Consider the following 19,060-nt stretch of genomic DNA (forward strand, 5'->3'; position numbering starts at 1 on the left):
CATATATGGGACCAAATGAAAACTTCCCAGCAACAATGCCAGCATATATGGGACCAAATGAAAACTTCCCAGCAACACTACCAGCATATATGGGACCAAACGCAAACTTCCCAGCAACAATGCCAGCATATATGGGACCAAATGAAAACTTCCCAGCAACAATGCCAGCATATATGGGACCAAACGCAAACTTCCCACAAACAATGCCAGCATATATGGGACCAAACGCAAACTTCCCACAAACATTACCAGCGTATATGGGACCAAATGAAAACTTCCCACAAACAATGCCAGCTATGGACTATCCAAAGTTCCAAGGCGGACCAGTTGTTTCACCTTATGCTACTGGACCGAATACTCCAATGTATCGTGATGCATCTGAACCTTATTTTGATCCAAATTCGCAATTATTTACTCCTTATGCACAAAATCAGTCTTCATACGGAGTGCCATATTTTGAGGAAGATGAACAATAACGAATATAATTTGAAAAGGCAAAAGGCGATTAATTTTTAATCGTCTTTTTTTATTTTTTCTATTTTAATACAGGAATTAATTGGAGAAGAAATTAATTCCTCATGTAAAAGCCTTTAGAGACCACTTTTTGACTTAAAATGAGTTTCAAACCATCAATTAACAATTTAAAATCCACCTAAAAAGGTCAACCTAACTTTGTAATACAACATGAGTATTACAATTAGCTGTAATTAAAGGGAGGGTTTTATATTGAATAAAAAAGGTCTTATCGTTGCTACAGGTACGGTGCTAACAGCTTTAACATTATCTGCTTGTGGAACAAATAATAATGCTATGAATGACCACAAAAGAAATGTTGGTTATGAAAAAGTAGATTTCAATAGACCGACAAACCCTTATGCTGTTAATTATCGTTATGAAAACGTAAACTATCCAAATAATAAAGATTTTTTCACAAAGAAAAATAATCATTACGGAAATGATCGCATAAATGAAGGTTTAAGTAGTGAGTATTCTAATGATGGCGTAATCCATGACGGAACATATGGAAGAAATGTCAATTATACGAATAGAAACTACACGATGGATCAAGTTCGTTATACTAACGATTTAAACACAGCTCCTCTTGTACCGTATACAAATATTAGTACAAACACTAATATGAATGCAGGTGAACGAAAGTTTGCGGACCAAATTTCTAAACGAGTAGAACAAATGTCTAATGTAGCCGACGCAAACACGGTTGCTGTTGGTGATCAGGTTCTCGTTGCAGTAGATTTGGTAAATGAAAATGTTGATGAAAGCGCATTTCGATCAAAAATCAAAGACGCTTTATCACCATACACTAGTGGTAAAAAAGTTTATGTAACATTCGATGGAACAATTAGAAATAATTTAAATAACGGTTTAAATAACGTTCCAAAAGCCACTAAAAATGTATTATACGATACAAAAGAAAATGTTAAACATATGTATCGTAATGTAAAAAATGATGTTAAGGATGTAACTAATCCTAACCGATAAAACATCAATTTTTTACACTAAAAAGGAAGAAGCCCTTGCTTCTTCCTTTTTTCATGCAGTTGAGAAAGAATTTATCACTGATAAGTAAGTTGTGTGATATTGATTTCCACTACAGGGTGCTCGCTTTCAATAACATTTAGAACAATTTAAAAGCTCCAATCATTTTTTTCCCTTTCAACTCTTTAATTTGATTGTGAAAAATAAGTTCCTTTTAGTTCTTAGAATAGTTAAACAATTCGTTTGATGAGGGTTAAACAATATGGTAAAGTGATTTTTATATTGACCAAAAGTTTGAAGTGGTCAATTGGTTAATTAGAGAACTTGAGGTGAGTTTTTTGAAAAAGCAAAATATTTTACAAGCTGCCACAAAGTCATTTACCATTTTTGGCTATAAAGCAACTACAATGAGTCAAATCGCAAAACAGGCAAATGTGGGAAAGGGAACAATCTATACTTTCTTCAAAAATAAAGAAGAATTGTTTGATGAAATCATAAATAATTTAATTACTGAAATGAAATTTTTAGCAGAACAATCCATTCGTGATGAAGATTCATTCATCGAAAAAGCTCATAAAGGAATAGAAGTTTTTATAGCCTTTCATAATGAACATGAATTAACAATAAAGTTACTTCAAGAACAAAAAGAAATTGGAACGACTATTGTACATGACGCATTAAAACGATTGAATCAATCAATCATTTTATACATACAGAAAAAAATTGAAGAAGCAATAGCAAAGAAAGAAATCGTTGAATGCGATCCTGAAATAACTGCTTTGGTAATGTTTCGACTTTATACAACACTAAAAATTGATTGGGAGAAAGAGCACGAAGCATTAAGTCCTAAAAAAATTACTGAGTTATTTAACTTTTATATCCTAAATGGTTTATCAAAAGGATAGGAATAAGGGGCAATGGATTATAGGAGGAGAAAATTTTGATTTTTAAATTAGATAATAAAGATAAAAAAATGGCAAATTTAATTTTAAATGTACAGTTACTTGCATATAAGGTTGAAGCAAAGTTAATCAATTTCGAAGGGATACCTCAATTACAGGACAATGTCGAAAGTATTAGAAATTCCAAAGAAATCTTTATCGGTTATATGATTAAGAATGATTTAAAGGGATTTTTGGCATATTCAGAAAACGATACTGAATATCAAATATGTAGATTGGTAGTACATCCTAGTTGCTTTAAGCGGGGCATAGCTAGAAAATTAGTTAATTATTTTTTAAATGAAATTGCCAAAAAGAAAAAGGTAATTGTTTCAACAGGATCAGATAATTTACCAGCCATTAATTTATATAAAACTTCTGGATTTAAATTTCATCAGAAAATTGAAGTCGCTCCTAATTTTTTTATTTCTCTATTTGAAAATACACCTGATAATTAAAGATATAATTACAAATAAAAGGTTCTTTTTTAGTAGAAAGATGAAAAAGCTGAGTGATGAGGTTCAGACCTCTCCATTTGGGAAGTTAATTAAATATTAACGTTACGAAAACAGTATTTGGTGTTTTAAGAATTAAGTTTTTTCAAAAAGTGTTCATAATAATTATCAAATCTTTAAATAGTTAAATGCTAAAATTATATTGAGGTTTCATTAACATTATTTGTTAGTGAATCCAGCTATGTTCATTCCATCCCCCTTACCTAAAGACAACTCTTTAGGTTTTTTTGTTTAAAAGCTTAATGGTCATCTCAAGTTAAAAATATGAACATTTTGGATAAAGATAAATAGAATGGTCAAACTAAAAAAGCTTGTATGATTTTGTCTAAAGGAGTGGATGTTTGTGAAAAAGTTCATTTTATTATTTGTTTGTTTCCTAGCTTTGTTTATACCGGCACAAACTGAAACATTGGCAGCTCATAATGATGTTCATCATAGTTCTAACATTAAGGGGATTACGATCATTTTACATAAAGTTTATATAAACGGTGAAGTGATTGAAGAAATTTATATTAATCAACATAAAAAGCTAGGTCAAGTAAAGAAAGAATTTAAGGGTTGGAAAGTCATAGAAGAGAATGATGATCAAATCGTACTATTGAAAAAAATCAATGATCTTTCACCTACTTTGAAGTCGAAAGGTTACTTAGGAATAAATTCAAATGGTGTGTTGAATTTATATATTGGAGTGCCAAGTGGTAATAATATTATTGAATCTTTTTTTCAAATAGATACAAATAAATTAGAAGTAAATAAACAAAATCAGCTTGAAAAAGGGATTAAAATTTCGACTAAAAATCATTACGAATATCTATTACATTACTTAAAAGAGTATGAAAGAATCGTAAATTAAATTTTGGGATTCGACTATGGTCAATCGTAATCGGCTGTGTCTAAATGTTATGTAAATAAAGAAGCCACAAGGTAATTTCCTTGTGGTTTTTCAGTATTTCTATCGTTTAAGTCATTTTCTATGTCTCGAACTTCCTTTTTGCTCAATTCTTTTCCATTCACTTCGCAAAATTGAATAAACATATGTATCATGCGCTGTACTACCTTGTATTAAATACTCGCGTAGTAGACCCTCATTCGTAAATCCTATTTTTTCAAGAAGTTTTTGGGAAGGTACATTTTCTGGATAAACGATCGCTCCAATTCGATTTAATTGAAGAATATCAAATCCATATGATAATAATGCTTTTAAAGCTTCTGTGGCAAAGCCTTTTCTCCAATAGTCGGGGTGTAACTCATAGCCAACTTCAGCCCTTTTGTTTCGTTCTTGGTAGGCATTAAATCCACATGTTCCGATTAGTTTGTTTGTTACATTATTAATCATCGCCCAACGGATGCCTTGGCGCGTTTCATACATTTCTCTAAAATAATGAATTACGTCCAATACTTCACTACTATTTTTTAGCGCATCTAGTCCATAATATTTCGTGACATCTTCCCTTGATAAAATATTAAACATTCGATTAAGATCAGTGACTTTAATTTCTCTTAAATAAAGTCGCTCTGTAGTTAGAATTGGAAACATGTTCAAATCGAATGGCCTCCCTATAGAATTTCTTAAGTATCGAGTTTTAAAATGTTTATACATTTTTATATAAATTTTTAAGATAAATTATATGTATAAAATTTTTATTTTCGACAGCCGTCTATTTTTTTCCTTCTTCTATCTATGGTACAATGGAATACATGTAAAAAGGGGAGAAAACCATGTACGAATACATAATTGGAAAGATAGAATGGGTTGGACCAGAATATATAGTAATTGATCATAATGGAATGGGCTATCAATTATTTACACCTAATCCATATGTTTTTAGACCTTCAAATGAAATCTTAAAAGTTTATACTCATCTTTATGTAAGAGAAGATGTTATGATGTTATATGGTTTTAAAACATTAGATGAACGTACTTTATTTCAAAAATTGTTAAGTGTGTCAGGGATCGGTCCAAAAGGTGCCTTGGCAATTGTTGCGACTGGAGAACCAAATCAAATAGTTCATGCGATCGAAGAAGAGGACGAGGTATTTTTAACAAAATTTCCTGGTGTTGGTAAAAAGACAGCAAGACAAATGATCCTTGATTTAAAAGGAAAACTTGAAAAAGTCTTTGGAGCTGTTCAAGTCGATTTATTTACTGACATGGATGCTATTGAAGAGAAGGAAAGTGCAGCATCTTCATTAGATGATGCAATTGAAGCTTTAAAAGCATTAGGCTATGCAGAAAAAGAAGTTAAAAAGATTGTACCTTTATTAAAGAATGAGACACTTTCAACTGATGAATATATTAAAAAAGCACTTCAATTACTATTGCAAGCTAAGAGGTGATATAAATGGATGACCGAATTTTATCAAGTGAAAGTAGTGGCGAAGAATTTGATCAAGAACTTTCACTAAGGCCTCAATCATTAAGGGAATATATCGGGCAAGATAAAGTTAAAAAGAATTTGCAAGTCTTTATTGAAGCTGCAAAAATGCGAAATGAGTCTTTAGATCATGTTCTATTATATGGTCCTCCTGGATTAGGTAAAACTACTTTAGCAGCGATTATTGCGAATGAACTAGGTGTTGGATTCAAAACGACTTCAGGACCAGCGATTGAGCGTCCAGGAGATTTAGCGGCTATTTTGACTTCACTTCAACCAGGCGATGTATTATTTATCGATGAAATTCACCGATTGCCTCGTACAGTAGAAGAAGTACTCTATCCAGCAATGGAAGACTTTTTCTTTGATATCGTAATTGGAAAGGATGCAACTGCTAGGTCGGTAAGAATTGATTTGCCACCATTTACATTAATAGGTGCAACAACTAGAGCAGGACTGCTATCTTCACCACTTAGAGATCGTTTTGGTGTATTAAATCGTTTAGAATTTTATACAGTTGAACAGCTCGCATTGATCGTTAAAAGAACAGCGGAGTTATTTGGAATGGAAATTGAAAACGATGCTGCTTTAGAGGTAGCTAGAAGGTCGCGAGGTACACCTCGAATTGCAAACCGTTTATTACGAAGAGTTAGAGATTTTGCTCAAGTTCAAGGTAGTGGAATCATTACTTTTACGATTGCAAAAGACTCTTTAATTCAAATGCAAGTAGATGAAGCAGGTCTAGACCATATTGATCATAAATTGTTACTAGCTATTATTGAACGATTTCGAGGAGGCCCTGTTGGAGTTGATACGATTGCAGCTTCGATCGGAGAAGAATCTCAAACGATTGAAGATGTATATGAGCCCTATTTACTGCAAATTGGATTTCTTCAGCGGACTCCAAGGGGACGAATTGTTACTGATTTAACATACAAACATTTCGGTTTGCAGGTGCCAGAGAAATGATTGATTTGTCAAAAATTTTAATTACACTTGGAATTATATTATTAGTTGTTGGTTTGTTTATTCGTTTTGTTGGGAAACTTCCAGGCGATATTTTTATTAAAAAAGGAAATGTATCGTTTTACTTTCCGATTGTAACATGTATTATCATAAGTATTTTACTTTCACTTATTTTTTCACTATTTGGGAGAAAATAAGTGAGTAGGAATAAATAGAGTTTGGAGAAGGGAATTGTGGATAACCTCCCTTTTTCTTTACTCCTGAAATTTATGAGGTGTATAGAAATGGATGTAAATTTATTTGATTTTGATTTACCTGAGGAATTGATTGCTCAGACTCCTTTGTTGGACCGAGAAGCATCGAGACTAATGGTATTACATAAAGAGTCTGGAAATGTAGAGCATAAACAGTTTCCTGATGTGTTAGATTATTTACAAGAAGGCGATTGTTTAGTTTTAAATGAAACAAAAGTTATGCCTGCTAGATTATTTGGTGTGAAAGAAGATACAGGTGCTCAAATTGAAGTATTATTACTTCAACAAGAAGAGCAGGATGTATGGGAAACATTAGTCAAGCCTGCTAAAAGAGTAAAAGAAGGTACAATCATTCTATTTGGAGATGGCAGATTAAAGGCAGAATGTGTTGGTTCTAGTGATCAAGGTGGAAGAAAATTAAAATTCCAATACGATGGGATTTTTTATGAGATTTTAGATCAACTAGGTGAAATGCCATTACCTCCATATATAAAAGAAAAATTAGAGGATAAAGATCGTTATCAGACTGTATTTGCAAAAGAAATTGGTTCAGCGGCTGCGCCTACAGCAGGTTTACATTTTACAAAAGAACTTTTAGCTAAAGTTCAAGAAAAAGGTGTAAAGTTAGCATTTATTACTTTGCATGTAGGTTTAGGTACATTTAGACCAGTAAGTGTAGAATCGATTGAAGAACATGATATGCATTCGGAATACTACTATATGTCAGATGAAACGGCTAAACTGTTAAATGAAACAAAAGCAAACGGTGGTAGAATCATTACTGTTGGGACAACTTCTACTCGTACAGTTGAAACGATTGCTACAGCTAACAATGGTAAGTTTGAAGGATCTAGTGGTTGGACGTCCATCTTCATTTTCCCAGGATATAAATTTATGGGAATTGACGGGATGATAACGAACTTCCATTTACCAAAATCAACTCTAATTATGCTGATTAGTGCTTTAGCTGGAAGAGAACCAGTTTTATCTGCTTATAAAGAAGCAGTAGATCAAAAATATCGCTTTTTTAGCTTTGGCGATGCAATGTTAATACTTTAAGAATTGAAAGGAATCGAAAAATGACAGCAATTCGTTATGAACATATTAAAACTTGTAAGCAAACAGGTGCGAGATTAGGAATTGTCCATACTCCACATGGTTCATTTGAAACTCCAGCATTTATGCCTGTTGGAACTTTAGCCACTGTTAAAACAATGGCTCCTGAAGATTTAAAAGCAATGGGAGCAGGTATAATTTTAAGCAATACTTACCATTTATGGTTAAGACCTGGTCATGAGATTATTAAAAAAGCTGGTGGCTTACATAAATTTATGAATTGGGATCGTGCAATTTTAACAGATTCAGGAGGATTCCAAGTATTTAGCTTAAGCCAATTCCGTAAAATTGAAGAAGAGGGTGTACATTTCAGAAATCATCTAAATGGTGACAAATTATTCCTTTCTCCAGAAAAAGCAATGGAAATTCAAAATGCGCTTGGCTCAGATATTATGATGGCATTTGATGAATGTCCCCCATATCCTGCTGAGTATGACTATATGAAGCGTTCAGTTGAAAGAACAAGTAGATGGGCTGAGCGTTGTCTAAATTCTCACCAAAGACCAGAAGACCAAGGTTTATTTGGAATTGTACAAGGTGGAGAATATGAAGAACTTCGTAAACAATCTGCAAGAGACTTAGTTTCTTTAGATTTCCCAGGTTATGCGATTGGTGGATTATCTGTTGGTGAACCTAAGGATGTAATGAATCGAGTATTAGAGTTTACGACACCTTTATTACCGACAAATAAACCTAGATATTTAATGGGCGTAGGTTCTCCAGATTCATTAATTGATGGGGCTATTCGAGGAGTAGATATGTTTGACTGCGTACTTCCAACGCGTATCGCTCGAAATGGTACATGTATGACTAGTGAAGGTCGATTAGTTATTAAGAATGCAAAATATGCAGAGGACTATACTCCACTTGATCCTAATTGTGATTGTTATGCATGTAAAAACTATACAAGAGCATATATCCGTCATTTAATCCGATGCGAAGAAACGTTTGGAATGCGTTTGACTACTTACCATAACTTACATTTTCTGTTACAATTAATGGAACAAGTTCGCCAAGCAATCCGCGAAGACCGTTTAGGTGATTTCCGAGAAGAATTTTTTGAACAATACGGTTTTAATAAGCCGAACGCTAGGAACTTCTAAAATTTACATATTGAAAGGAAGATATGAATGAACTTAGGATCTTTAGGTGGAATTTTACCACTAATATTAATGTTCGTAATTTTCTACTTCTTACTAATCCGTCCACAACAAAAGCGTCAAAAACAAACAGCTGCTATGCAAGCTGGAATTAGTAAAGGCGATACGGTTGTAACAATCGGTGGATTACACGGATTAGTTGATGCGGTTAACGAAGAGAATAATACAATTACATTAAAAACTGCTGACGGATCACGTATGGTATTTGAAAAAAACGCAATTCGTGAAACAAGAACACAAGCTAAAGGTAATTAATTGTAATCGTAAAGAAACGCTAGTTCCAATTTGGTGACTAGCGTTTTATTTATATTCTAAGAAATCAAAATGATGTCCGAAGTCGATGCCAGTTCTACTTCGCCTAAAAAACTCGTCAATAGACGAATTTTATTTATTATAAGATTTATTACTTGCAGCATTCACTCCAAAAATTGAGCCTAACATACAAACGCCTAAGAAAATACCATGATACATTATTTGTTCTTGTGAAAAAGTTCGATCATAACCAAGAAACTGTACAAAAAATACAAAAATGGAATACGCTCCACTCGTTAATAATCCAAGAATCCACCCTTTTTCTTTTCCTTTTGCTCCCGTAACAAAACCACCAATTAACATAACGATAAATGATAGGATAAGAGTTGTTGTCGTGACACTTGCTTCTGTAAGAGAAGTTAGTTTAAGTAATAATGATAAAATCAAACTAATTGACAATACTAATAATAGAATAGTTAAAAAGCCAAAAGAGACAGCTACAGCTGTTTTTTTCATTCATATTCCCCCTTGTACACTCTTTTAATACAAGCATATTCATGAGATGAATTTTTAGAATACTTATAGGGCAATTACAAATAGTAAAATTATGAACAAAATTCTACTATTATTTTCTTTAGGGGAAATTAGTTGTATTTGGGCTCATATTTACAGGTATTAAGCGCTAACTTAATATCATGTTTTTGATATCAACAAGTTTTGGATGTGAGGGTAAGTAAAATGGAATTAGGTTCTATGACGATTCGTACCATTTCGATCTATTTAATTATTGCATTTTTCTTTCGGTTAATGGGAAAGAGAGAAATTGGAGAGTTAAGTTTATTAGATTTAGTAGTATATATATTGTTAACTGAAATAGCAGCCATCGGAATTGAAACCCACAATGAACCGATAATAAAAGTGATTTATCCAATGTTTTTAATTGTGGTTATCCAAATAATTTTTTCTCTAATCTCCTTAAAAAGTGTTATGTTCAGAAAAATATTAGATGGACATCCTGTATTAATCATTAGCAAAGGTAAAGTTTTAGAGAAAGAGATGAAAAAACAGAGATACACATTTGACGACCTATTACTCCAACTAAGAGAGAAAGATATTGGAGATGTACGAGATGTCGATTATGCAATACTAGAGCCTACAGGAAAATTATCAATATTTAAAAAGGAAATAAACGGTGATATAAATTATAGTTCACTCACATTTCCATTAATATTAGATGGTGTCGTACAAGAAGATAATTTAAATCAGTATCATAAAGATAAAGAATGGTTACTAGAGCAGTTGAAAGAACATGGTTATGATGGTTTTAAACAAGTATCTTATTGTAGTTTACGAGGCGGAGAAATATTTTTTGATAAGAAAGACGTTTAATGAAGATCAAGAGATAACAGTATCCTTATGTGGATTTCATCTAACATATACATATTAGGCAAAATAACCTGGATAAAAATTAATCAAAGAAAATAAAAATAAACCACAAAGTACATTAAATTCTTTGTGGTTTTGTTAAGGTTTAAGTAATTATCTCGTAATTAGCTTTTTAAAGAATGGGATTCGGATAATTTCGTCTTTCTTAACTAGGTTAAATAATAGAATTAATAAGATATACATTAATGTGACAACAGAAATACTTGCTAAGGTTTGTACTAATAAAGAGGATGAAAAAACTACATATTCCTTGATGAATTTTCCAACATAAATACAAATACCTAAAATGATTAGACAATAAACATAATCCTTAACGTAAATTGAAAAATTGATGGCCTTTAATACAGTGAAATAGTGTAGAACTGTTATTGTTACAATACTAATATTCATAGCTAAGGCAACACCGTTAATACCAAACTTTGGATTTGTTGCTAGTAATAAAATACTAGCGATTTTTACGACTGAGCCGACAAAGCTATTGATCATGGCTGAATTAGCAAGATTAAGTGCTTGCAATACAGCTTGTAGAGGACCTTGGAAATAGTAAAAAATAAAGCAAGGTGCTAATAGTAATATAAAATTCGTAGCTTGGTCACTTTTGTACATTAGCGTTAATATCGGTGAGGCAAAAACGTATAAAATAACTACAGACCAACCACCCGCAATCATTGAGTAGCGTAGAGCTTGCTGCAATCTTCTTTCGACAGTTACACGATCTTTTTTGGCCATTGCTTCACTAATCGCTGGTACAAGTGAAGTAGATAATGCATAAGTAATAAACGCTGGTAAAAGTAATAGTGGTAAAGCGTAACCTGCAAGTAATCCATATTGTTTAGTTGCAACAGCTGCGGTTACCCCTGCAATTGCTAAACTTTGTGAGACAACTATTGGTTCTAAAAACATTGATATTGAACCAATTAAACGACTTCCAGTTGTTGGAAGTGCAATGCTTAATAAGTCGCTAAGCGTTTTTCTTCCATCTTTAATATTGTTCTTAAATCCAGAAATGAACTTTGCATTTTTTTCTTTCTTAAAAACATAAAGCATATAAATTAAAGAAGCTAATTCTCCTAAAACAGAAGAGATAATGGCTCCACTAGCGGCAAATTCAACTCCATATGGTAAAAAAGTTTTAGTACATACAGCAACTAGTACAATACGAACAACTTGTTCAATAACTTGAGAAAAGGAAGAAGGTCGCATATTCTGTACACCTTGAAAATATCCACGTAAAACTGATGAGATAGCAATAATCGGAACAACTGGAGCGATTGCAATTAGTGGGTACATAGTCCTTGCGTCCGTTAATAAGTTTTTAGCAATAAAAGGGGATAAAAAGATCATTGCTGTTGTAAAAATAATACTTAAAACGCCAGTAATTGACATTGAGACAGCTAAAATCTTTTTTATCCGATCTTGTCTATTTTGAGCAACAGCTTCAGCAATTAATTTTGAGATGGCAATTGGTAAGCCGAGTTGTGTCAGTGTCATAACCAAAAATAGTGTAGGAACAGCCATCATAAATAATCCTACGCCTTCTTCACCCATTATTCTTGCTACTACAATTCGATTAAAAAATCCTAATATTCTTGTAATAAGCCCTGCAATAAGTAAAAAAAACGTTCCTCTTAAAAACGTTTGCTTTGTCATTACTTTTACCACCTTCTCAAACAGCCTAGAATGATTTACAATTATATATATGCAAGAAATGTAGGCAAGCATGACAAGTTAGTTCAACATCTAGGAAATGAAATGTAAAGGTCTAAAATCATTTTTCTAAAAATACAGAAAATTAGGGGGGAAGAGTATGTCGACATTTCATCAACAAGCTGCAGAATTTAAGCCTAAGCTACAGGTAGTAATTGAAAGTAAACTAGATGAATTTAGAATGCTTGGATTCGATACTGTCAGTGAGGATGACTTATGGGAATGCCTCGAAAAAACCTTATGGCGAAAGAAAGAGGATGAACCAAAGCTTTTTCAACTCGTAGAAGACATACTCTCATTAACTGTAAACGATTATATGAATTATATTCGAATCGAGGCATTTAAATCACCTACTTGGCAGTTTGGGGAGTCAGTTTAACCATTAATTGACAATAAAAAAATTGCATTTGTATAATATAAGAATGAAAACATACCATTTTCGTACTAGAACTTGAACTAGTTAGAGGAGGAAATTCACAACATGGTGAAGCGTAACAGAATTGTTGCTTTCTTCTTAATTATTGCTGTTTTAGCAGCAGTTATCGGAACAACTGTCTTTGGTACCGCGAAAAATATAAAGCTTGGTCTGGATTTACAGGGTGGCTTTGAGGTGCTTTACAAAGTTAAGCCGATTAAGAAAGGCGACAAAATTAACAAAAATGTTTTAGTAAGTACAGCAAAAGCTCTTGAAAAACGTGTAAACGTATTAGGGGTAAGTGAACCAAACATTCAAATCGAAGGAAAAGATCGTATACGTGTACAATTGGCTGGTATAAAAGATCAAGCTAAAGCACGTGATATTCTTTCTACTGAAGCGAATTTAACAATTCGTGACGTAAATGATAAGGTTCTAATGACTGGAGCGGATTTAAAAGAAGGCGCTTCAAAGCAAACATTTGACCAAATGGGTAAACCTAGTGTATCAATCACATTTAAGGATGCTTCTAAGGTTAAGGATGTTACAAGTAAAGTTTTAAAAATGGGTGCTCCAAATAATATGATGGTTATTTGGTTAGATTTTAAAGAAGGAGAAGACTCTTTCAAAAAGGAATCTGCAAAAGCAAAGCCTAAATTCTTATCTGCAGCAAGTGTAAATCAAGTATTTACCGACGATTCACTTTCTATTGTTGGTTCTACATTTACAGTTGAAAGTGCAAAAGAACTTTCAGACTTATTAAATGCAGGGGCTCTTCCAGTGCACCTTGAAGAAATGTATTCAACATCAATCGGTGCAAAGTTTGGTACAGATGCTCTGCATGAAACTATCTTTGCTGGAATTATTGGTGTATCAGTTATTTTCTTATTTATGCTTTATTTCTATCGCTTACCAGGTTTAATCGCAAGCATTATGTTAATGGCTTATACATACGTAACATTACTTGTATTTGACGGCATGAATGCAGTATTAACACTTCCAGGTATTGCTGCATTAATACTCGGAGTAGGTATTGCGGTTGATAACAACATTATTACTTTTGAAAGATTGAAGGACGAGCTTAAACTAGGAAAATCAGTTGCATCAGCGTATCGTGCTGGTAATCAGCGTTCATTTGGAACTATTTTTGATGCTAATATTACAACTTTACTTGCTGCGGTAGTATTGTTCATATTTGGAACAAGCTCAGTAAAAGGATTTGCAACAAGTTTAATTGTAAGTATTTTAGTAAGCTTTTTAACTGCAGTTTTCGGAACTCGTTTATTACTTTCATTATTAGTTCAAAGTCGATACTTAAATAACAAGAAAACTTGGTTTGGTATTAAGCAAAGTGAAATTCTTGGTTTAAATCATAATTTATCACATCCTCCTACAAAATATGATAAGGTCGATTTTGTAAGTATTGGTCGTAAATTTGTTTATTTTTCAATTGTTACATTAGTTGTCGGTGTCATTTTACTTTCAATTTTCCGACTAAATTTAGGAATTGATTTTGCAAGTGGTACACGTGTAACATTTGAATCTAAATCGGCAGTTACAAAACAAGTTGTTAATGATGAAGTTTCAAAAATGGGTTTAAAGCCTGAGAGCATTACCGTTTCAACAAATGATGCAAAAACAGGTTCAATCGTATTTAAAGGTGTATTAACAAAGGATCAGATTAATGATTTGAAAAAGGATTTTACGACTAAATTTGGGGTAGAACCAAACGTGAGTACTGTTGATCCAGTTGTTGGTAGAGAATTAGCAGCTAATGCCATTAAAGCATTAATTATCGCGTCAGCAGGTATTATTCTTTACGTATCATTACGTTTCCAATTCTCATACGCAATTGCTTCAGTAATTGCCCTACTACATGATGCATTTTTCATCGTTGTAGTATTTAGTATTTTTAGATTAGAAGTAGATATAACCTTCATCGCAGCGGTTCTAACGATTGTTGGTTATTCAATTAATGACTCGATTGTTACTTTTGACCGAGTTCGTGAAAATATGAAGCTTAAGAAGAAAATTCGTACTAGAGAAGAATTGAAAGAAGTTGTAAATGAATCAATTCGTCAAACTTTAGGTCGATCTGTTAAAACAGTTCTAACTGTCGTATTAGCAGTACTTGCATTGCTTTTATTCGGAAGTCATGCAATTCTTAACTTCTCACTTGCATTATTAATAGGTTTAGTCGTTGGAACGTATTCTTCAATCTTTATCGCTTCACAAATTTGGTTATTTATTAAAGGTCGCCAACTTGATAAAAACCAAGTAATCGATGTTGAAGAAGCTAAATAAACTTTAAAGAGTTAAAAGAGTATAAGCACATGCTTATACTCTTTTTTGTATTAAACTCATTATGAATTGAAGATACTAATATAATGTGTTAATAATGGTTAGTGTAATTTTTTTAGAGTTAGAAAAAGGGAAGTAGGTAAAGTATATGGAACAGGAAGAACGTTATAAAGAAGCCAAGAAAGGGGCTTATATTGGAATATATGGAAATTTACTTCTAGCAATTGTTAAAGCAATTATCGGATATATTGGAAATAGTAAAGCGTTAATGGCTGATGCAGTACATTCTGCGTCAGATGTGGTCGGTTCGATAGCGGTTTTATTTGGTTTAAGAGCTGCGAAAATGCCTCCAGACGATGATCACCCTTATGGTCATGGTAAAGCTGAATCTATCGCTGCAATTATTGTTGCTGTACTTTTATTTATCGTTGGAATTGAAATAACTAAATCCTCTATAACCGCATTTTTTAAGCCTGTTCATCCACCAGAATTAATCGCTTTATTAGCGGCTTTTATATCTATATTTTTAAAAGAATGGATGTTTCGCTATAAATATGCTTTAGGGAAAAGATTAAATAGTGACGCAATCATCGCTAATGCATATGAACATCGCTCTGATGTATACTCATCTGCTGCAGCTATGGTTGGTATTGGAATTGCGATTCTAGGTACTAAATTTAATATGCCAGTACTTTTATATGCTGACCCAGCGGCTGGTCTTATTGTAGCAATTATGATTTTAAAGATGGCATGGGATATAGGAGCAGAATCAATACATACGACAATGGATCACGTCCTTCATGAAGAAGATATTGAACCATATAAAGAAATCGTTAGAAATATAGAAGGAGTTAAGGAAATAAATACTCTTTATGCGAGAGAACACGGATATTACGTCATAATCGATATAAAGGTCTCCGTAGACCCATATATAACGGTTGAAGAAGGGCATAAGATAGGAAAAAATGTTAAAGCAAAGTTGATGGAACACAATGATGTGGAAAATGTTTTTGTCCATATTAATCCATATAATGATAAAAATAACTCTTTCATCCAATAAGTTTACTTTAGTATAATAGTACAGTTAGGGGTGAGAGTATTGTTAAAGTCAAAAGCACGTTGGAAACCGAAATTATCGAATCACCAAGAAGAGCAATTATTAAGTAAAGAATTACAGATTTCCCCTCTATTAGCTAAGCTACTTGTTACTCGTGGATTTAATACAGTAGATACAGCAAGTAAGTTCTTATATGAAGATCAAATGAACTTTCATGACCCGTTTTTATTAGAGGGTATGGATATTGCAATTGACAGAGTATTTCAAGCGATTGAAGAAAATGAAAAAATATTAATTTTTGGCGATTATGATGCAGATGGAGTTAGCAGTACTTCAGTATTGTATTTAACATTAATCGAACTAGAAGCAAAAGTAGATTTTTATATACCAAATCGTTTTACTGAAGGGTATGGCCCAAATAAGAATGCTTTTAAATGGGCGAATGAACAAGGTTACTCATTAATCATTACTGTAGATACAGGTATTTCCGCAGCAGAGGAAGTTAACTTTGCAAATGAACTAGGTATTGATGTAATTATTACGGATCATCATGAACCACCAGAGGTGCTACCAAACGCTATTGCTATTCTTCATCCAAAGCTAAGTCCAAGCTATCCTTTTAAAGAATTAGCAGGTGTAGGAGTTGTGTTTAAATTTGCTACCGCATTATTAGGTAGGGAGCCTGAGGAATATTTGGAACTAGTTTCAATTGGAACGGTTGCTGATTTAGTACCTTTAGTTGATGAAAATCGTTTAATCGTAAAAAAAGGTGTAAGGCAACTGAAGCAAACTAAGCGAGAAGGACTAAGAGCTCTTTTAGAAATTAGTGGAACTACAACAGATTCAATTACTGAAGAAACAATTGGATTTGCAATTGGTCCTAGAATTAATGCAGTTGGTAGACTTGGTGATGCTAAGCCTGCAGTAGATTTAGTTTTAGAAAATGATAGAGCACTTGCTAAAAAAAGAGCAGAACAAATTGAAATTCTAAATAAGGAACGACAAGAATTAGTATCACGTATGACAGAAGAGGCAATTAAGCAAGTTAACGAGCTGGATTCATCTTGTTCAAACAAAGTGATTATTGTAGCAAAAGAAGGCTGGAATGCAGGAGTAGTTGGAATTGTTGCTTCGAAATTAGTTGATCGCTTTTACAAACCAGTAATTGTTCTAAGTATTGATCGTGAGAAGGGAATAGCAAAAGGTTCAGCAAGAAGCATTGAAGGTTTTTCGCTATTTGAAAACTTAACAAAATGTAAAGATATTTTACCTCATTTTGGAGGTCATACACTTGCTGCTGGAATGACATTGGCAATTGAAGATGTCGAGTTATTAAGACATCGTTTAAATGAATATGCTGATCAAATAATGACAGATGAAGACTTCATCCCGTTAAAAGAAGTCGATTTAAAATGTCAGGCTAGTGAAGTTTCAATTTCATTTATTAATGAGTTAAATATGCTGGCACCTTTTGGGATGCATAATCCAAAACCTGTTTTAGAAATAAACGAGGTTGATGCTCTAAATATTAAACAAATCGGTAATGAAGGTGCACATCTTAAAGTACAACTAAAAGATGACATTACATTCCTTGATGCTGTAGGGTTTGGATTTGGACATGTTGCAAATGAAATTGCAAGCGGGTCAAAAGTATCTTGCTTAGGAATGGCTTCTATTAACGAATGGAATGGTAAACGTAAACCACAATTAATGATTCATGATATTAAAGTAAATCATTGGCAGTTATTTGATTTAAGAGGTCAAGAACCACACCGGTTAACTTTACCTATGAACGAAGAAAAATTTATATTCTTACATCAATCTTTAAATGAATATGAAAATTTAAAGACAAAATATCCTATTTCAAAGTTTGTTGCATATGAAGATGTACTAGACTTAGATGTTAATATACAAAATAATTATGTGATTCTACTTGATTTACCAAGTTCTGAAAATGATTTAAAAGAAGTTTTTCGAAATGGTTTATCAGAACGGATCTACTTAATTTTTAATCAAGAAGAATTACATTTCTTCTCACCAATTCCAAGTAGAGAAAGTTTTAAAAAATTCTATTCAATCTTAGCAAATACCAATCCATTTGACATGAACATGTATGAAGTGGCATTATGTCGTAAGATGGGATGGAAAAAAGAACAAGTCGATTTTATGACAAAGGTGTTTTTTGATTTAGAATTTGTTACAATAGAGGATGGAAAAATTCGTTTGTTGCCACAAACTGAGAAGAAAGATCTCTCTTTATCTAATACGTATGCAAAAAAATTAGCTAGTATTGAACTAGAACGTTTGTTTCTGTACTCAAAATGTGATGAATTAACTACATTTTTTCAAAATATGAAAAGTCATTTTTCCGAAAATGGGGAGGCACTTATTTAATGAATTTAAAAGATTATATTACAATTGTACCGGACTGGCCTAAAGAAGGCGTTCAGTTTAAAGATATTTCGTCATTAATGAATGATGGAAAAGCTTATAAAGAAGCAACAGATCAAATTGTAGCTTATGCAAAAGAAAAAAACGTAGATTTAGTAGTTGGACCAGAAGCTCGTGGATTTATCGTTGGTTGTCCAATTTCTTACGCTTTAGAAATAGGTTTTGCACCTGTTCGTAAACCAGGAAAATTACCTCGTGAAGTAATTAGCTACAATTATGATTTAGAATACGGTACAAATACGTTAACAATGCATAAAGATGCTATTAAACCAGGTCAACGTATACTGATCACTGATGATTTATTAGCTACTGGTGGTACGATTGAAGCTACAATCAAACTAGTTGAAGAATTAGGTGGAATCGTAGTTGGAATTGCTTTCTTAATTGAGCTTTCTTACCTAGAAGGACGCAAAAAATTAGAAGGTTATGATATATTTACACTAATGACATATTAATTTTTAACATATTATAATGTTATCTAGACAGGGTACTCTGATGAATCAGAGTGCTCTTTTTCTATCAAAGATTTGCAAAAAAAATTGAAATTTGACGACTCCTGCTTTACAAAAAACGAAATTTTCATGATAATAAAAGAAATAATGATTTA

20 protein-coding genes are annotated in these 19,060 nt (G+C 32.7%); 17 read left to right on the plus strand and 3 right to left on the minus strand.

Features of this window, described 5'->3' with window-relative positions:
• The 5 genes from B6K90_RS23770 to B6K90_RS15310 form a co-directional block, all read left to right on the plus strand.
• On the plus strand, positions 1 to 476 hold a 476-nt coding region (locus tag B6K90_RS23770), incomplete at its 5' end, for a hypothetical protein (protein ID WP_407920531.1).
• Positions 477 to 726: 250 nt separating this feature from the next.
• Entirely contained in the window at positions 727 to 1,500 is a 774-nt protein-coding gene (locus B6K90_RS15295) for a YhcN/YlaJ family sporulation lipoprotein (protein WP_088013638.1), read from the plus strand.
• Between the two features lie 326 nt (positions 1,501 to 1,826).
• The gene (locus B6K90_RS15300) at positions 1,827 to 2,402 is read left to right on the plus strand and encodes a TetR/AcrR family transcriptional regulator (RefSeq protein ID WP_088013639.1); all 576 of its coding nucleotides are present in this window, start codon (positions 1,827 to 1,829) and stop codon (positions 2,400 to 2,402) included.
• A gap of 35 nt (positions 2,403 to 2,437) precedes the next feature.
• On the plus strand, positions 2,438 to 2,896 hold the full coding sequence (locus B6K90_RS15305) for a GNAT family N-acetyltransferase (RefSeq protein ID WP_235821818.1): 459 nt from the start codon (positions 2,438 to 2,440) through the stop codon (positions 2,894 to 2,896).
• Positions 2,897 to 3,296: 400 nt separating this feature from the next.
• Entirely contained in the window at positions 3,297 to 3,806 is a 510-nt protein-coding gene (locus B6K90_RS15310) for a BofC C-terminal domain-containing protein (protein WP_167555385.1), read from the plus strand.
• Between the two features lie 111 nt (positions 3,807 to 3,917).
• On the opposite strand, the gene B6K90_RS15315 is transcribed toward B6K90_RS15310, so the two are convergent.
• Positions 3,918 to 4,490 (minus strand): GNAT family N-acetyltransferase, encoded by a 573-nt coding sequence (locus B6K90_RS15315; protein WP_088013800.1) that lies wholly within the window; start codon positions 4,488 to 4,490, stop codon positions 3,918 to 3,920.
• Positions 4,491 to 4,672: 182 nt separating this feature from the next.
• Between B6K90_RS15315 and ruvA the strand changes: the two genes are divergently transcribed.
• The 6 genes from ruvA to yajC all read left to right on the plus strand — a co-directional run bounded on the left by ruvA (position 4,673) and on the right by yajC (position 9,079).
• On the plus strand, positions 4,673 to 5,290 hold the full coding sequence (gene ruvA, locus B6K90_RS15320) for a Holliday junction branch migration protein RuvA (RefSeq protein WP_088013641.1): 618 nt from the start codon (positions 4,673 to 4,675) through the stop codon (positions 5,288 to 5,290).
• 5 nt (positions 5,291 to 5,295) lie between these two features.
• A complete protein-coding gene (ruvB, locus tag B6K90_RS15325) occupies positions 5,296 to 6,297 on the plus strand; it encodes a Holliday junction branch migration DNA helicase RuvB (RefSeq protein ID WP_088013642.1) in 1,002 nt (333 codons plus the stop codon).
• Entirely contained in the window at positions 6,294 to 6,491 is a 198-nt protein-coding gene (locus B6K90_RS15330; RefSeq protein ID WP_056472616.1) for a DUF2905 domain-containing protein, read from the plus strand. Before ruvB ends, B6K90_RS15330 begins: the two co-directional genes overlap by 4 nt.
• Before the next feature lie 87 nt (positions 6,492 to 6,578).
• The gene (gene queA / locus B6K90_RS15335; protein WP_088013643.1) at positions 6,579 to 7,607 is read left to right on the plus strand and encodes a tRNA preQ1(34) S-adenosylmethionine ribosyltransferase-isomerase QueA; all 1,029 of its coding nucleotides are present in this window, start codon (positions 6,579 to 6,581) and stop codon (positions 7,605 to 7,607) included.
• Positions 7,608 to 7,627: 20 nt separating this feature from the next.
• The gene (gene tgt, locus B6K90_RS15340) at positions 7,628 to 8,767 is read left to right on the plus strand and encodes a tRNA guanosine(34) transglycosylase Tgt (RefSeq protein WP_088013644.1); all 1,140 of its coding nucleotides are present in this window, start codon (positions 7,628 to 7,630) and stop codon (positions 8,765 to 8,767) included.
• A gap of 27 nt (positions 8,768 to 8,794) precedes the next feature.
• On the plus strand, positions 8,795 to 9,079 hold the full coding sequence (gene yajC / locus B6K90_RS15345) for a preprotein translocase subunit YajC (protein ID WP_088013645.1): 285 nt from the start codon (positions 8,795 to 8,797) through the stop codon (positions 9,077 to 9,079).
• Positions 9,080 to 9,208: 129 nt separating this feature from the next.
• Here the strand turns inward: yajC and B6K90_RS15350 are convergent, their stop codons facing one another.
• A complete protein-coding gene (locus tag B6K90_RS15350) occupies positions 9,209 to 9,592 on the minus strand; it encodes a TIGR04086 family membrane protein (RefSeq protein ID WP_069035161.1) in 384 nt (127 codons plus the stop codon).
• A 222-nt stretch (positions 9,593 to 9,814) separates the two neighbouring features.
• Here B6K90_RS15350 and B6K90_RS15355 point away from each other — a divergent pair, with 222 nt between their 5' ends.
• Positions 9,815 to 10,465, plus strand: a complete 651-nt coding sequence (locus B6K90_RS15355) for a DUF421 domain-containing protein (protein ID WP_088013646.1) — start codon at positions 9,815 to 9,817, stop codon at positions 10,463 to 10,465.
• Positions 10,466 to 10,615: 150 nt separating this feature from the next.
• Here the strand turns inward: B6K90_RS15355 and spoVB are convergent, their stop codons facing one another.
• Entirely contained in the window at positions 10,616 to 12,172 is a 1,557-nt protein-coding gene (spoVB, locus tag B6K90_RS15360; RefSeq protein ID WP_088013647.1) for a stage V sporulation protein B, read from the minus strand.
• A gap of 157 nt (positions 12,173 to 12,329) precedes the next feature.
• On the opposite strand from spoVB, the gene B6K90_RS15365 reads away from it, so the two are divergent.
• The 5 genes from B6K90_RS15365 (at position 12,330) to B6K90_RS15385 (ending at position 18,908) form a co-directional block, all read left to right on the plus strand.
• Positions 12,330 to 12,608, plus strand: a complete 279-nt coding sequence (locus tag B6K90_RS15365; RefSeq protein ID WP_088013648.1) for a post-transcriptional regulator — start codon at positions 12,330 to 12,332, stop codon at positions 12,606 to 12,608.
• Between the two features lie 102 nt (positions 12,609 to 12,710).
• Complete coding sequence (secDF, locus tag B6K90_RS15370; RefSeq protein ID WP_088013649.1) at positions 12,711 to 14,948, plus strand: protein translocase subunit SecDF; 2,238 nt, start codon at positions 12,711 to 12,713, stop codon at positions 14,946 to 14,948.
• A gap of 145 nt (positions 14,949 to 15,093) precedes the next feature.
• On the plus strand, positions 15,094 to 16,005 hold the full coding sequence (locus B6K90_RS15375) for a cation diffusion facilitator family transporter (protein ID WP_088013650.1): 912 nt from the start codon (positions 15,094 to 15,096) through the stop codon (positions 16,003 to 16,005).
• A gap of 39 nt (positions 16,006 to 16,044) precedes the next feature.
• Positions 16,045 to 18,396 (plus strand): single-stranded-DNA-specific exonuclease RecJ, encoded by a 2,352-nt coding sequence (gene recJ / locus B6K90_RS15380; protein WP_088013651.1) that lies wholly within the window; start codon positions 16,045 to 16,047, stop codon positions 18,394 to 18,396.
• The gene (locus tag B6K90_RS15385; RefSeq protein ID WP_088013652.1) at positions 18,396 to 18,908 is read left to right on the plus strand and encodes an adenine phosphoribosyltransferase; all 513 of its coding nucleotides are present in this window, start codon (positions 18,396 to 18,398) and stop codon (positions 18,906 to 18,908) included. Before recJ ends, B6K90_RS15385 begins: the two co-directional genes overlap by 1 nt.
• The last annotated feature ends 152 nt before the right edge of the window (positions 18,909 to 19,060 follow it).

The organism is Gottfriedia acidiceleris (genome assembly GCF_002128425.1).
Lineage (GTDB): Bacteria > Bacillota > Bacilli > Bacillales > Bacillaceae_G > Gottfriedia > Gottfriedia acidiceleris.

Excerpts from the sequence above, each read along its gene's own strand:
- B6K90_RS15315 (WP_088013800.1), bottom strand. The coding sequence starts at position 4,490 with ATGTTTCCAATTCTAACTACAGAGCGACTTTATTTAAGAGAAATTAAA.
- ruvA (WP_088013641.1), top strand. The coding sequence starts at position 4,673 with ATGTACGAATACATAATTGGAAAGATAGAATGGGTTGGACCAGAATAT.
- ruvB (WP_088013642.1), top strand. The coding sequence starts at position 5,296 with ATGGATGACCGAATTTTATCAAGTGAAAGTAGTGGCGAAGAATTTGAT.
- B6K90_RS15330 (WP_056472616.1), top strand. The coding sequence starts at position 6,294 with ATGATTGATTTGTCAAAAATTTTAATTACACTTGGAATTATATTATTA.
- queA (WP_088013643.1), top strand. The coding sequence starts at position 6,579 with ATGGATGTAAATTTATTTGATTTTGATTTACCTGAGGAATTGATTGCT.
- tgt (WP_088013644.1), top strand. The coding sequence starts at position 7,628 with ATGACAGCAATTCGTTATGAACATATTAAAACTTGTAAGCAAACAGGT.
- yajC (WP_088013645.1), top strand. The coding sequence starts at position 8,795 with ATGAACTTAGGATCTTTAGGTGGAATTTTACCACTAATATTAATGTTC.
- B6K90_RS15350 (WP_069035161.1), bottom strand. The coding sequence starts at position 9,592 with ATGAAAAAAACAGCTGTAGCTGTCTCTTTTGGCTTTTTAACTATTCTA.
- B6K90_RS15355 (WP_088013646.1), top strand. The coding sequence starts at position 9,815 with ATGGAATTAGGTTCTATGACGATTCGTACCATTTCGATCTATTTAATT.
- spoVB (WP_088013647.1), bottom strand. The coding sequence starts at position 12,172 with ATGACAAAGCAAACGTTTTTAAGAGGAACGTTTTTTTTACTTATTGCA.
- B6K90_RS15365 (WP_088013648.1), top strand. The coding sequence starts at position 12,330 with ATGTCGACATTTCATCAACAAGCTGCAGAATTTAAGCCTAAGCTACAG.
- secDF (WP_088013649.1), top strand. The coding sequence starts at position 12,711 with ATGGTGAAGCGTAACAGAATTGTTGCTTTCTTCTTAATTATTGCTGTT.
- B6K90_RS15375 (WP_088013650.1), top strand. The coding sequence starts at position 15,094 with ATGGAACAGGAAGAACGTTATAAAGAAGCCAAGAAAGGGGCTTATATT.
- B6K90_RS15385 (WP_088013652.1), top strand. The coding sequence starts at position 18,396 with ATGAATTTAAAAGATTATATTACAATTGTACCGGACTGGCCTAAAGAA.